Raw genomic sequence first — 13,957 nt, 5'->3', positions numbered from 1 at the left:
GTCCCGTTTAAACTCGTCGGGATAATTTTTCCTTGCCATCGTGGTGGATCATCTCGCTTCCCCCGCCAATCTTGCGGGATTAAGCGTGTCCAACACACGGGGGCAGGGCCCCACCTTGTCCCCAACCGTCGCGTACATGACTGCCGGCGCTGCGTTCTTGAACTGCGACCACCTCAGCTCCTGCTGATCCGGTCCAAACCGCAGGCCCTCGGGCTTACCGGTCCTTCGCGCTCGATTTTCGGCGAGCGTCTCCAGGTCGTCGAGGCGCCGGACGAAGAGCAGGTAAGTGATTTGCTCGATCACCTCCAGCGGGTTGGAGATGCCGCCAGACCAGAAGGCGTCCCATACCCGGTCGACCTTGCTCTTCAACTCTCCGGTGATCACAGCCGCCCCTAAGCTCCTCGTCCTGAACTGAACGGAACTTTATATACGCTCATGCCGACAAATGGCGCACAACGCTGAGGATCAAAGCACATGTCGCTACGCGTCCACGTCCGAACGTCAGCACATCACCTGCAGTGACCACCAGAGGAGTCCGAGTGCCGGGCCGGGGACAGACCTAGGCAACTCGCCCCCCGCAACAGCACCCCGAATCGGACTACCCTTACGCCTTCACCAACGTAATCGGCATCTGCGACTGCCCGGGCCGGGTCATCTGGCAGTTGCCCTGTTGAATCTCAATCACCTGACCCTGCAGCGTCTGGCTGTTCCACGAGAAGATCATGGCGCCCTTGGTCTTGGTCTTGTCCGGGCACACCGGCACCTGACCCACGACCTTCATCGCCCAGGTGTGCATGCCCTGATAGACCGCTTTCCCCTCGATCAACGGCGAGCTCACGTTGGCCAGGCAGCCCGTCTCGATCACATTGCACAGGTTCGAGATGGTCCAGGTGTCGAGAAGCGTGTTGGGGCCCTGCACACGGAAGGTGCCGCTGAGCAGATCGCCGTCGGAGGCCTGAGCTGCCGGCGAAAAAGCCAACGCAACTCCGCACATCACTGCCGCGACAGGACCAGCCCGCATGAACAACTCCTTACCAACCGTCGACGGCAGTCACCGTAACCCGACAACCTGCAAACCGGCAGTGCGGGACGTCGGAACCTGCTCACGACGGCCGTCGGCGACCCGCGCTGTTCAGGCAATACATCGTCGGCGGTTGGCCCAGCGTTAGCCCGGTCACCCTGGCAGATGACCACGAGCGAAAGCCGGCGGGTGTCGACACCCGCAGTGACAGCCCGTCGCCCTAGCTGGCCAGGGCGCCGGAGAGCACCGGAACCTGCTGCCCGTTGAGCGGCAGGATCACCAGGAAAGTGCCCGCCGACGGGACCTGCTCGACACTGGAACCGCTGACCGCCGCGGCGCTGCCCACCACCGACTGCAATCGGCTGACCAGCGACTCCACCGTGGAGCTCACGGCGTTGAACAACAACACCGCCCCCGAAACCCCGCCGAGCAGCAGCGCCGTCTGAGCCCCGACCACGCCGCTCACGATGTCGCTCACCAGGTTCTGTCCCAGCAGCGAACCGATTCCCTGACCCACCGCGGTACCGATCGCGATCTGCAGGGCCGGGCTCGTGATGACGGAGTTCAGCACCATGTCCACCACGTCGTTGATCGATGTCCCGTTCACCAGGTCGACGGCCAAAGTGCTGACCAGCTGCTGGATCGAGGCGTTGCCCAGCAGGGAGTCCACCGCGGCATCAGCCACCTGCCCGATGGCCGTCCCGACAGCCGAGTTCTCCAGCCCGGCACCCTTGAGGAGGTTGGCCACGATGTCCTTGGTCGCCGCACCCACCGCGTCTTGAATGCTGGCGCTGCCCAGCAGGGATTTCAGCACGGCGTTCACCGAGTCATCCAACGCGGCCTTGATGGCGGGATCGGCTTGCAGCGTCTGCAACGCGCTCTGGATGGCGGCATCCGCGCTGGCCCCGGACAGCACGTCGCTGAGGATCTGGTCGACGGCGTTGGACAGCGCCGTCGCCACCCCGGGCTGACTCGGGAATCCGGTCACCAGCGAATCGATCGTGGCCGCCAGTTTCGCCACCGCCGCCTGATCGGCCAGCGCGTTCACCACGGCGTCGGCGTAGGTGGGCCCGACCAGGCTGCCGACGAACGTCTGGAAGTCGGGCAGGCCGGCGAGCTCGGTGACCAATGTCGAGGCGGTCGACCCTAGGGCGGTGAGCAGACCGGTGTTGGTCAGCACCCCGTCGATCACCGACCCGACGGTGGTTTCGGTCGCGGTCAGGATCACCGGGTTGGCCCGAAGGGTGGCCAGCACCCCGGGCAGCACGCTGCCCAGATCCTGGCCGGCCACCACGGCGGTGGCGACCTGACCGGCGGCGTCCGCCAGAGCGGCCACCACCCCTTGCTGACCCAGGAAGTCGGACAGCACCGCGCCCATCAGTGCGACCACCCACGGGTGGTCACTGAACAGGGAGTCGGCAAGCCCGCTGACGCCGGCCCCCAGCAGCGCCGCACCGAGCAGTTCGGCCGCCGCACCGGTCACCGCCGGATTGGCCAGCAGGCCACTCACGGCATTACTCAGGGCGGCACCCAACGGCGCGGCGACCGGGTTGTCGCCCAGGGCCGACTCGACCAACGACGTGATCATCTGACCCACGAACTGCTGCACCGACGCGTCGGCGCCCAGCTGGATGGTCAGCGCCGTGGTGGCATCACTGAGTGCCTGCCACACCGTCGAGGCGGACAGCAACCCACTGACCGCGTCGGAGACCGTCGCCCCGACCGCGTTCTGGATCACCGAATTCGCCTGGAGCGAGGCCAATGCCGTCGCCAGCACGGTCGACGGGTCCTGCCCCTCGGCCAGACCGGTCCCGATCTGGCCGATCGCGTCGGCCAGTGCCGCGGCCACACCGTCCTGGCCGAGCAGGTCCGGGAGCACACCGCCGATCACCGCGGCGAACGCACTGCCGACGCCGGGAACGTTCAGCAATGCGACGACGGCCTGCCCGACCGCATCACCGACCGTCTCGTTGATCGGGTAGTCATCCAGTGCCGAGGCCACCAGGGCGGCCACCTGGTCGCCGATGAATTGCTGCACCGCCGAGTCAGCGGTCGCCTGGGTGACCAGGGTCGTGATCGCGCTGCCGACTGCCTGCCACATCGTCGAGTCCGAGAACAGCGCGTCCAACGCGGTCGAGACGGTGGTGTCGACGGCTCCCTGCATCGCCGGGTTGTTCTGCAGCGATGCGAGCACCCCGGACAGCGCCGTCGAGAAGTCCTCGCCGTCAGCCAGGCCGCTCGCGAGCTGGCCGGCCGCGTCCGCCAGTGCCTCGGCCACGCCGTCCTGGCCGAGGAACTCAGGCAGGACCGATCCGATCACCCCGGCCAATTCCCCGCTGAACGCCGGATCGGCCAGCAGCGTCGCCACCGCCTGCCCGACGGCATCGCCGACTGGCGCCGCGATCGGGCTGTCGCCCAGCATCGAGGTCACCGCCGCGGCCACTTGATCACTGATCGTCGTCTGCAGGCCGTCGACCGTCGCCAGGCCCGCGATGATGTTGGTCAAAGCGGTGCCCAGCGCTTGCGGAACGGCAGCGCTGTCGTCGGTGAGCAGTGCATTCACCACGGCGGTGACGGTGACGCCGATGGCGTCGTCGATGGAGTAGGTGTTCGGGAGCAGGTCGGCGCCCAAGACGTTGAGCAGTGCGTTCATCGCCTCGGTGGCGACGTAATCGCTGACACCGGTTTGGCTCAGGAAGGTGGTGATCGCCTGGCTGGCCACGCCGGCCAGGGTGCTCTCGGTCGAGGACAGCAGGGTGTTCACCGCATCGGAGATCACCGTGCTGACGGCCGTGAGGTCGGGGCTGCCATCACCGAGCAGCGCGGTGGCCACGGCCGGGCCGAGCCAGTCCCCGATGAGGGTCTGACTCACCGCCGCCGCCCACGACGGGACGATCGTGCCGGTCAGGACGCCGAGAGCGTCTTGGGTGGCGGTGCCCAGCACGCTCTGCACGTCGGTATCGGCGAGGAACCCGGCAAGAGCCTGCTCCACCGGGCTACCGAGCCAGCCGGCCAACGTCGCATCGAAGTCGAAGTCATCCGCAACGAATGTGCCGAGGAACTCCGCGATGCCCTCGATGCTGGTGGGCAGCGGGATGGCGCCGAATACCGGCTCCAGGGCAGTCGCGACGGTGCTGTTGCCGAATACCTGTTGCACCCAATATGCCGCGGCGTTGGCGACGGCTGTTTGCACATCGTCGGGCAGGCCACTGAGCAGACTGTCAACCTCGCCGGCGATGAACTCCACCACGACGTCCGAGTTGGCCGCGGTCGTGACGATGTCCACCAGCGGAGCCAGGCTGCCGAGATCCAGGTCGCTGAGCACCACGACGTTGAAGATCGCGAACGCCGAATTCGCGATGAGGTCAGCGACCTGCCCAGCCGAGGCTCCCCAGATGCCGGTGATAATCGCCTCGATACCGTCCTCGAACGGTGTCTCGGCCGCGCTCAGGGCGTCGGTCAGGACATCGCTGACCCCCGAGTCCACGCAGTCCACCGGATGCTCGATACACCCACCGACATCGTCGAGCCACGACGCCGGCAGGGGATTGCCGACCATCCCGCCGGAGCCGAGGATGAGCCCTCCCCGCCCGGGTGTGCCGATGTCGCCGGGACCGCTGGCGGAATCGCCGCCGAGTCCGGCGTTGCCGCCGTCACCGACCAGCAGACCGGCCTGGCCGCCGTTGCCGCCCGATCCGGCGGTGGTCGATCCGCTGCCGCCGTTGCCGCCGTCGCCGCCGTTGCCGAACAAGGCGCCGCCGGTGCCGCCGTTGCCGCCGTCGCCGCCGGCGCCCGAGGTTGTCGAGAGGCCCTGGCCGCCGTCGCCGCCGTCGCCCGACAGCATGCCGCCGTCGCCGCCGTTGCCGCCCCGCCCGCCGTTGACCCCCGAGACACCGTCACCGCCGGAACCACCGTTGCCGACCAGTCCGGCCGCGCCGCCGTTGCCGCCGTTGAATCCGTCACCGCCGTTGCCGAAGAGGCCCGCGTTACCGCCGTTGCACGCCCCACTGGTGCACGCGCCCTCGTAGCTGGTGTAGGTGTATCCGTTGCCGAACAGGATGCCGGCGTCGGGATGGTCGGCCGTGCCGTTCCCGACGAAAATCCGGATGAAATCGGTGATCGCATCGCCCGGGTCACCGCTGGTGATCGAGGCAGCGCGGGCCACCGAAGAGGCCGCGTTCGTCAGTTCGCGGCGAGTCACCGCCAGCGCCTCCCAGGCCAGCGACGCCGCGATCGGCACCACCGGGGCGGCGCCGCCGTCCACCGAGTCCGACGCGCTGATGGTCGCCGTCGACATCACCCGGCGCGAGGCGGCTACCGACACCGCTGGAGCCGGTGACGATACTGCCGGCTGGGCTGTCGGTGACGTCGTCTCGTCGGCCGAGGCGGCCTCGGCAGACGTTGATGTGGACTCCTCGGGGTCGCCGGTCTCAGCAGCGACGCTCGTCGCCGACGGGACGTGGATCTTGCGCACCGAGGTGGCCGAAACGGTTCCCGGCCGCGCTGGACCACGATTCGTCCGCCCGGTACCGGCGGAGGTCGACGCCCCGCCGGAGGTACGCCGCGCCGAGCCCGCATGCGCATCCCGGGTTCCCTTGTCGCCAGCGGAATTCGACGATCCCGCCGAGGAGGTCGACTTGCCCGTGGCGCCACTGCCGGTATCGGCCAGGGCCACCGCCGGCACGCTCGCGATCGCGCCACCGACACCCAACGCCACGGCCAGCGCACCGACCCGGCCCACGTAGCGGGTCGGACGCAATCCGATCGTGCTCACCGCCCACCACGGTTTCCCGGTGGAGTCCCTGCGGTGTGAACTCTTCGGCCGCGGACGCATTGCACCCTCCCTAGCTTTGACGTGCGCGATAATTGCTCGCTCAAAGAGTTAGCACACAATCAGGTCGCGTGCGCTGCCCATTCGACAACAACCACGACTTTGCGAGAAGACTTAACCGGGTGGTCATTTCGCAGACTCGCAGTGGTAGGGCACTCGGAAACTTTGCGGCCGATAAGCCCCGGCGCGATACCGGGTCCTGTGCGCCGCGAAATTGAAGGGGCGCAGGGGTGCTCTCGCACTTTCCCTGCGCCCCTTCAATTTCGGCGATCGCCTGCGGGATCCGCCCGTCCGCTGCCGGGTAGGGGCGGGAACCGACTAGGTGTCAGAGACTCGGCCGGATCCAGGACCCGACCGACGCCGCTAGCGGTTCCGCTTGCTTCCCCCGGTGCCCGACTTCTTACCGCTGGCACCGCTCTTGCTGGTGGATCCGGCCTTCGTCGACGACGACTTGCTGTTGCTCTGTCCACTGGTCGCCGACGCCCCGCCGATGCGGAAGTTGTTGATGGCTATACCCGGACCGGTCTTGGTGACGGTCTGACCGTCGGCCAGGATTGTGCCGGCCAGGCTCAGCGGTCCCGGACCCGCGGTCACGGTGTTGGTGCTGCCGAGGAAGTTGAAGCCGAGGTTGAGAACGCCGCTGCCTTCGCCGGCCTTGATGATGTTGCCACCGCCGCCGGTGTTCAGCGCGGCGTTCAGGTTGCTGCCCGTCCCCCCTGCGACCAGCTCGTTGTTGCTGCTCAGGAAGTTGTCGGCGGTATTCCAGTTACTGCCGGCACCACCGACGGTCAGCATGTTGTTGCTGCCGATGATGTTGCGCACCGAGTTCAGATACCCGCCGTTGGACACGAGCTGGTTGTTGGTGCCGCCCAACAGATTACTGGCGGTGTTGTAGTAGCCGGCCGTGATCTCGGCGGTATTCCCGACGCCGAAGATGTTTTGCGCGGTGTTGCCGTAGCCGCCGACGATGTTGACGGTGTTGCTGCCGCCGAACAGGTTTCGCGCCTGGTTCTGATACCCGCCGGTGATCGAGACGGTGTTGCCGTCGCCGAGGACATTGCGAACCCAGTTCAGATAGCCACCCGACATCGTCACCGTGTTGTTGCTGCCCAGGATGTTGCTCGCGGTGTTGACCAGACTTCCGTTGGTGGCAACTGTGTTCGTGTTGCCCAGGATGTTGGTGGCCCAGTTCCAGACGCCGCCCTGTGCGGTGACGGTGTTGTTGTTCCCGAACAGGTTGGTGGCCAGGTTGATGATCGACCCCGCCGACGAGGAACCGGACTCCACAATGTTGTTGGTACCGCCGATGTTCGTCGCGATGTCGAAGAGGCCGTTAGCGGTGACCCGCATGCTGGTCGGATCGCCGGCAGTCCCGGTGCCGAGCAGATTGAGGGCGATGTTCCCGCCGCCACCGGTGCCGCCCGCAGTGACAGTGCTGCTGTTAGCCGGCGCAAATGGTGACGTGACATTCAGGGCGATGTTGAACCCGACGTTGAGCAGCGAACCCGTGCCTGCGGTATTGGCCGAGCCATTCGGGCCGAGCTGCGTGGCGATGCCGAACAAGCCGTTGGCGTTGGCGGCCGATCCGTCACCGAGCGCCGTGGCGAGGGTGAACGCGTCGCCCGTCGACGAGGAGGAGTTGGTGCCGACGGCGAAGGCCGCACCGAACAACCCGGAGGCGTGGGCAGTCGCCCCACTACCGATCGCGACGGCCACGCTCAGCGGCGTGCTGGTGCAGTCGGCGCTGTTGCCGAGGCCGAAGAACGACGCGCAGGTCGCATTCGCGGTGGGGGCCGAGCCCAGTGCGGCGCCGGCGAGCAGTCCGGTGGCAGTCGCACCGGCGGCGAGGACACCGGTGATCGCGCCACGCGACTTTGCGGTGGTGATCATGATATAGCTCCAATCAGAACAGATCGCTAGTGATGAATTTGCTAGGCCATGCTGCTCAGTATGGCTGAACAGCCACGGCCAAATACCGCTTTCGCCGGCATACGGACTATGCCGCCACCAGCTGATCGAGCCGCAACATCACCAGCGACGAGCTTTCGCTCGGAACGCTGGTGGCGCTCGCGGGGTTGAACAGCAGCGTCGCACCGGAGACCATCCCGATCATCAGCGCCGCCGCCACGCCGGCCAGCTGGCCGACCGCGAACGCGATGGGGTTGTCACCGAGGAGCGCGCCGATTCCCTCGCCCACCGCCTTGCCGAGCGCGATTTGCAGTGACGGGCTGGTCAACACCGACTGGACCACGGTGTTGACCAGATCGATCGACGGGGTTCCGTTGAGGATGTCGCCGGCAAGGTCGCCGATCAGATCCTGGGCGACCGGGTTGGCCAGCAACGCGTCCACGGTTGCCTTCGTCAGCTGGCTCACCGCCGGCGCCAAGGCCGAACTGTTGAACGGCGTCTTGTCGATCAAGTCCGACACGAGTCCTTGGGCGACCGTGCCGACTACCTTTTGCACGGCGGGAGCACTCAGCGCCGAGCGTACGACGTCCGGGACCGTCGCATCCCACGCGTCCATCACCGCGGGATTGGCCTGCAGGGAGTAGAAGGCGATCTGCACCGCGTCGGTCGGCATGTACCCGGCCAGCAGCGCGGTGACGAGTTGGTTGGCGGCGGCGGCCAGCGCCGCAGCCACCCCGGGCTGGCCGAGGAAGCTGGTCACCACGGTGCCCGCCGTCGCGGCGAGTTGGGCCGCGGATTCCGGATCGGCCAGCGTGCTGACCAACGTCGGGCCGAGCGTGGGCCCGAGCAGCTCACCGAGGATGGCCTGGACGTCGGGGTTGGCCGCCACCGCGTTGAGCAGGCCCGTCGCGGTCGCAGCCAGGGCCGACACCACTTCGGAGTTGGTGGCCAGCGAATACACCGCACTGCCCGCGGCCGGGCCCAGGGAGGCCCGGAACGCCGAATCGGCGACCAGCCCCTGCCAGGCCACGTCCAGCGCGTCGATCCAGTTGGATCCGGCCAGGACGGTGGTGCCGAACTGGGTGATGGCATCGGCCACCGCGGCGGGCACGCCCGGCGAGCTCAAGATGTTCGTGACCGCCGCGCCGGCGACCGTGGCCAGGCCCTGCATCGCGCCGGAATTGCTCAGCAGTCCCTGCACCGCACTGCCCAGCGCGTCCCCGACAGCCGTGGCGCTGGCATCGCCCCCGAGCGCCGAGGACACCCAGCCGGCGGTCAGATCGCCCAGCCATGTGGGCACGTCCAGACCGTTGGTGAGGTTGATGACCGCGTCGGACGTGGCCGACGACAACGCCGCCTTGACCGCCGGGTCGCTCAGGAACGCGGTGATCTCGGCCGAGGAGTTGGGCACCAGGGACTTGAGGTAATTACCAAGGGGCTCAAAGTCATCCATGGCAAGGCCGGCCGCGATCACGTCGTACTGCTCAGGGGTCGGCATGACAGCCTGGGCGACGACGTCGAGTGCGCTTTGGACCCCGGCGTCGCCCAACACGGTGCGAACGAACTCCGCCGCGGAGTTGCCGACGACGGCGCCGACACTCGGGGGCACGCCGAAGTAGTACCCCAGCGCCGACGAGACCTTCGTCGATAAGAACTGCATGGCAGCGGTATTGGTGACGAGCCGGTCGACCTCGGCGCTGACGGCGCCGTTGTTCAGCAAGTCCTCGATGCCGTCGGCGACGATCGGCGCCACCTCGTCGGCGATGGGACTGAAGCTGGGGAGATAGTGGTCGATGAAGTCGGCCACCACGTCGCCGAGGCTCGAGCTGGCCCTTGCCGCCGCGGCCAGCGGCGCCTCGACGGTTTCGCTGGCGCTCGGTACCGAAGATGTTGCGTTGCTGGTGGTTCCAGTCCCGCTGGCGACCGACCGGGCTGATTTGGCGATCCCCTCGCGGCGACTGGCCGCCAGCACCGTCCAGGACAGCGGTTCGGTGGCAGGTGCCAGCGGATCATCACCGCTGCCCAACCGGTCCAGCGATACCCGGCTCGCCGCCGAGACCACCCCTGACGGTTTGACTGCCGCCCGCGCCGACGGTGTCGATTTCGCACCCGCGACGACCGGCTTGGGAGTCGGTGGTTTCGGGGTGTGGCTGCCGGGTTTCGTCGCATTCCGCGGGGCATGCTTGCCGGCCGACGAGGTCGATTTCCCGGAGCTTCCCGTCCCGGTGTCCGCGTCGGCAACCGCGGGTAGCGCGGCGAGGAACCCGCCGACCCCCAGAGCCACGGCCAACGCTCCGACCCGACCGATGTACCGACCCTGCTGCCCCAGGCTCATCGCACTTCCCCAACGTTGACACGCAACAACAATTTGCTAGGGGTATAGCACACGGCGTTGGTGACGCGAGCGTGTACGGGCCGAAGAAGCAGGTCAAATTGTTCGTTGCTTCGGGCGGTTGACGCCAATTCCGTTACGATCCAGCGTGTGACCGCACGGTTGGTGGTGGAGCGCAACGACCTCCGAAAGACCCACTGGGCGGATTCGCCGACGACCGTCCTCGACGACGGCCAGGTGCGACTGCGCATCGACGCCTTTGCGCTGACCTCGAACAACATCACCTACGCGGCGTTCGGCGACGTGATGAATTACTGGCAGTTCTTTCCGACCGGCAATCCGGATACCGGCTGCATTCCGGTGTGGGGTTTCGCCTCGGTGGTCGAGTCACGCTCCCCCGGTGTGGAGGTCGGCGAGCGTTTCTACGGCTACTGGCCGATCGCCGACGACGTCGTCCTGCAGGCCACCGACGTCCACCCCGGTGGTTTCACCGACGGCGCCGAGCATCGGCGCGCACTGCATCCGATCTACAACCAGTACGTCCGGTGCAGCGCCGATCCGGGCTATATGGCCGACCGGGAGGCACAGCAGGCATTGCTTCGGCCGTTGTTCGCCACGTCGTTCCTGATCGACGACTTCCTCGCCGACAACGAGTTCTTCGGCGCGACGACGGTGATCCTGTCCAGCGCGTCGAGCAAGACCGCCTACGGCACCGCGTTCTGCCTGGCCCAGCGGCCCGGGATCACCGTCGTCGGGCTCACCTCGGCGCGCAATGCCGAGTTCACCCGCGCGCTGGGCTGCTACGACGACGTGCTGACCTACGACGACGTGGCCGCATTGCCCGCGGTGGCCTCGGTGTACGTCGACTTCAGCGGCGACGCGGCGGTACGCGCGGCCGTCCACCGCCGACTCGCCGACCGGCTGGCCTACAGCTGCGCGGTCGGCGGCACGCACTGGGACGCCCTCGGCGGCGGCGGTGAGCTGCCGGGTCCGGCGCCGGTGTTGTTCTTCGCCCCCGATCAGGTGCGCAAGCGGGCGGCCGACTGGGGCCCGGCCGGCCTGCAGGAGCGGATGGCCGCGGCGTGGGTGGCGTTCATGGGGCCGGTCACCCATGCCGAGCATCCCTGGTTGACGGTGGTCACCGGGCAGGGCCGGGACGCGGTCGAGAAGTGCTATGCCGCGCTGCTCGACGGGACCGTGCCCGCCAATGAGGGACACATCCTGTCGGTCTGAATCCCAGGGCATCGATGACCTTGTGCCCTACCCCGCCACAGCGGTCCGGGACGACGCTGGCCATCGGCGACCCGCGATACGCCGAGCCGCCCACCAAGGATGGGGGTTAGCCCGATGATCGATTTCGACCTCGATACGACGCACTCCATCGTGACTGTGCGACCGCAATCCCGGCTGGACAAAGAGGATTTCGTCAAACTCGCCGCTGCCGTCGACCCGCAGATCGAGAGCCACGGCGACCTCGCCGGCCTCATCCTCGACGTGAAGTCATTTCCAGGCTGGGACGACTTCGGTTCGATGGTCAGCCACTTCCGCTTCGTCCGCGATCACCAGAAACACGTCAAAAAGGTTGCGGTCGTGACGGACTCGGTGCTCGGAGATTTCGCCCAGCATCTCGCGTCCCACTTCGTCTCCGCAGAGATCAAGCACTTCCCGGCCGATCAGATGGAGGAAGCCAAACAGTGGATCGCCGGCGAATCCTGATGCCGCAACCGAAGCCCGCTCTATGACCGGAAGGTCAGAACTTCGGCTAGGGGCCGTCGCGGGGTGAGTTGTGCCTGCGATGGCGATTCCGGCGCCTGGCCCACCCGGATGAGCACCTGAGGCTGGGCCGAGCGTCCGATCTGGCGTCGAACGACGTCGCGGGCGGCGCTGACTTCCATCAGATGCGTCAGCGTGCAGGTCGCCAAGCCCGCCCTGGTGCACTCCAGCAGCACGGTGGACAGCACCTCGCCGCAGATCAGCGCGACTTCGGGGCTGTCGTCGTAGGTGGACAGCACCAGGATCATCGATTCGTCCCGGTCGAGTTCCGGGCGCCGGTCACCGCCAGAGCCGGTCGGGAAGCGGCGAGCGACATCGACATGTTGCGCCTCGACCGGGGACGCCACCGCGTCCGGCGGAATCCCTTGCGACGGGTCGGTCTGGCCGGTCCACCAACGCAATTCGGCGTGATAGGACTCCTCGTGCATGCGCACGTGCTCGGTCATCCGCGAGGCGCCGACGAGGGCCGCCCGGCGATCCTCGTCGATCACGTCGAGATAGACGTCACGATCCTCGGCCAGGGTGCGGAGTTTCGCCGCCAGCGGGTCCCAGTGGTCCGGAGTGGCAAAGGGCAGCCGATCGGTGCGGCGCCGGCCGATCGCGTCGGCGAGGGCCTGGTCGTCGGCGGTCGCCTGCGCGCGGTCGAACTCCAGGCCAGCCAGATGTTCGGGGTCGTCAGCGCTGGGATAGCGGGTGATGGATGCGGCCCACCCCGCCGCCGCCATCGCGATGCGCACGTGGTCGAGCACGGCGCCACAGCTGAGGATCACCTCCCTACCGGTGCTGTCGGTGTGGTGACCGATACGTGACGAGTCGGCGAACAACTGCAGCGACTTCTCCTCGGCCACCCATCGCCACGGCTGGCTGTTGTGCAACGACGGTGCCCGACAACCTAATTCAACCGCTGATTCGATCACCTGGGCATCGACGGCAACGGCGGTCATCTGCGGAACCGGTCCTTTCGCTGGAGCACGCGCCTGTTCATACCCTCAATTCTTAGCCGAGTCCGCGTCGCGGTGCAGAGCCCAAAGTCACCAGCCCGCGCCGGGTTAGTGGTCGGGCACGACGTCGAGTGTCGTGTACATGCCCGCGCCGTAGTGGCCGGCGATGTTGCACAGCAACTCATAGCGCCCCGGCGGCAGAGTGATCGTCGTCCAACCGGTGGTTCCCGGGGCGATGCCGTCACCCTCGCCTTCGCCGCAGGTGCGGGCGGCTTCGCCGAGGCTGCCTGACTCATCCACCTCCCCGTCGGGGCCGATGGGCCGCTGGCCGGGGGCCTGGCCCGGGGCAAGCGGCAGCACCACCACCTCGTGGTTCAACCAGCCGGTGTTGCGGACCCGCAGCGACACCGGGCCCGCCGGAACGGTCGCCGGGCTGACGACGACGCTCATCATCCCGGGCCGGCCCATCATGCCGAGGTGAGGCCATACCCAGGAGCCGTCAGCTCCGGTCCCCATCATTCCCGGGCCCATTCCCGGGCCCATCATGCCGGGGCCCATTCCGCCGCCGGTGCCCATCATGCCGCCCATATCGGTCAGCGTGACGTCGACGACGGCCCCTGGCAGGGCCGGCGCGGCACACGACGGTGGCGCCTGCGGGTAACTCCCGCTCATCGCCGCGACGCGGCCATCACGACCCGATAGCGCGGCCGCACCCAGCAACGCGGTACTCCCGATTCCGAGCACAAGCGACGAGATCGCGATGCCCAGAACCGTCCAGAAACGTCGAGAACTCATCGCACTCAGCGATGTTCGCTCAACGCCGTCATGCGGCGGCGGTAGTCGTCCTCGTCGATCTCGCCGCGGGCGAACCGGTCAGCCAGCAGGTCCTCTGCTGTCCGCGTCCGCGGTTGATGTCCCGAGTTGTGCTGCCCGCCGCCGGTCAGGTAGCGGATCGCGACCACGATCGCGGTGATCACCGCGGCGAATACCAGCGTGAGAACGATAGCGGTGATCACCCAGCCGAACCATCCGACGCCGTTGCCGTAGCCGTTCCACATCCAGCCGTGGCCCCAGCCGTTGTTTCCCCAGCACATGATCGTGTCCCCTCTGTCGAGTCGCTGTCGTAACAACGGTGCTCCTCTTTCGGGGTG

10 protein-coding genes are annotated in these 13,957 nt (G+C 67.5%); 2 read left to right on the top strand and 8 right to left on the bottom strand.

Features of this window, described 5'->3' with window-relative positions; all coding sequences use genetic code 11:
* Nucleotides 1–48: 48 nt before the first annotated feature.
* The 5 genes from ORI27_RS27450 to ORI27_RS27430 form a co-directional block, all read right to left on the bottom strand.
* Complete coding sequence (locus tag ORI27_RS27450; RefSeq protein ID WP_407666444.1) at nucleotides 49–384, bottom strand: type I restriction-modification system subunit M N-terminal domain-containing protein; 336 nt, start codon at nucleotides 382–384, stop codon at nucleotides 49–51.
* Between the two features lie 220 nt (nucleotides 385–604).
* Nucleotides 605–1,021, bottom strand: a complete 417-nt coding sequence (locus ORI27_RS27445) for a hypothetical protein (RefSeq protein ID WP_266000239.1) — start codon at nucleotides 1,019–1,021, stop codon at nucleotides 605–607.
* A gap of 220 nt (nucleotides 1,022–1,241) precedes the next feature.
* On the bottom strand, nucleotides 1,242–5,795 hold the full coding sequence (locus ORI27_RS27440; RefSeq protein ID WP_266000240.1) for a beta strand repeat-containing protein: 4,554 nt from the start codon (nucleotides 5,793–5,795) through the stop codon (nucleotides 1,242–1,244).
* Nucleotides 5,796–6,215: 420 nt separating this feature from the next.
* Nucleotides 6,216–7,742, bottom strand: a complete 1,527-nt coding sequence (locus tag ORI27_RS27435) for a beta strand repeat-containing protein (protein ID WP_266000241.1) — start codon at nucleotides 7,740–7,742, stop codon at nucleotides 6,216–6,218.
* Nucleotides 7,743–7,848: 106 nt separating this feature from the next.
* Entirely contained in the window at nucleotides 7,849–10,095 is a 2,247-nt protein-coding gene (locus ORI27_RS27430; protein ID WP_266000242.1) for a hypothetical protein, read from the bottom strand.
* A 147-nt stretch (nucleotides 10,096–10,242) separates the two neighbouring features.
* On the opposite strand from ORI27_RS27430, the gene ORI27_RS27425 reads away from it, so the two are divergent.
* Both ORI27_RS27425 and ORI27_RS27420 read left to right on the top strand, forming a co-directional pair.
* Entirely contained in the window at nucleotides 10,243–11,325 is a 1,083-nt protein-coding gene (locus ORI27_RS27425) for a DUF2855 family protein (protein WP_266000243.1), read from the top strand.
* Between the two features lie 114 nt (nucleotides 11,326–11,439).
* Nucleotides 11,440–11,808: a SpoIIAA family protein gene (locus ORI27_RS27420; RefSeq protein ID WP_266000244.1), complete on the top strand. Its 369-nt coding sequence runs from the start codon at nucleotides 11,440–11,442 to the stop codon at nucleotides 11,806–11,808.
* Between the two features lie 20 nt (nucleotides 11,809–11,828).
* Here the strand turns inward: ORI27_RS27420 and ORI27_RS27415 are convergent, their stop codons facing one another.
* The 3 genes from ORI27_RS27415 to ORI27_RS27405 all read right to left on the bottom strand — a co-directional run bounded on the left by ORI27_RS27415 (nucleotide 11,829) and on the right by ORI27_RS27405 (nucleotide 13,900).
* Complete coding sequence (locus ORI27_RS27415; RefSeq protein WP_266000245.1) at nucleotides 11,829–12,809, bottom strand: Acg family FMN-binding oxidoreductase; 981 nt, start codon at nucleotides 12,807–12,809, stop codon at nucleotides 11,829–11,831.
* Nucleotides 12,810–12,914: 105 nt separating this feature from the next.
* Complete coding sequence (locus tag ORI27_RS27410) at nucleotides 12,915–13,601, bottom strand: sulfocyanin-like copper-binding protein (RefSeq protein WP_266000246.1); 687 nt, start codon at nucleotides 13,599–13,601, stop codon at nucleotides 12,915–12,917.
* Between the two features lie 5 nt (nucleotides 13,602–13,606).
* Nucleotides 13,607–13,900: an SHOCT domain-containing protein gene (locus ORI27_RS27405; RefSeq protein WP_266000247.1), complete on the bottom strand. Its 294-nt coding sequence runs from the start codon at nucleotides 13,898–13,900 to the stop codon at nucleotides 13,607–13,609.
* Nucleotides 13,901–13,957 lie beyond the last annotated feature (57 nt).

Origin of the sequence: Mycobacterium pinniadriaticum (assembly GCF_026242045.1) — a bacterium.
In the GTDB taxonomy this organism is placed as follows: domain Bacteria; phylum Actinomycetota; class Actinomycetes; order Mycobacteriales; family Mycobacteriaceae; genus Mycobacterium; species Mycobacterium pinniadriaticum.
This window is presented reverse-complemented; position numbering and strand designations above follow the sequence as displayed.

Coding starts and splice junctions, on each gene's coding strand:
- ORI27_RS27410 (WP_266000246.1), bottom strand. CDS start 13,601: ATGAGTTCTCGACGTTTCTGGACGGTTCTGGGCATCGCGATCTCGTCG.
- ORI27_RS27420 (WP_266000244.1), top strand. CDS start 11,440: ATGATCGATTTCGACCTCGATACGACGCACTCCATCGTGACTGTGCGA.
- ORI27_RS27405 (WP_266000247.1), bottom strand. CDS start 13,900: ATGTGCTGGGGAAACAACGGCTGGGGCCACGGCTGGATGTGGAACGGC.
- ORI27_RS27430 (WP_266000242.1), bottom strand. CDS start 10,095: ATGAGCCTGGGGCAGCAGGGTCGGTACATCGGTCGGGTCGGAGCGTTG.
- ORI27_RS27445 (WP_266000239.1), bottom strand. CDS start 1,021: ATGCGGGCTGGTCCTGTCGCGGCAGTGATGTGCGGAGTTGCGTTGGCT.
- ORI27_RS27435 (WP_266000241.1), bottom strand. CDS start 7,742: ATGATCACCACCGCAAAGTCGCGTGGCGCGATCACCGGTGTCCTCGCC.
- ORI27_RS27415 (WP_266000245.1), bottom strand. CDS start 12,809: ATGACCGCCGTTGCCGTCGATGCCCAGGTGATCGAATCAGCGGTTGAA.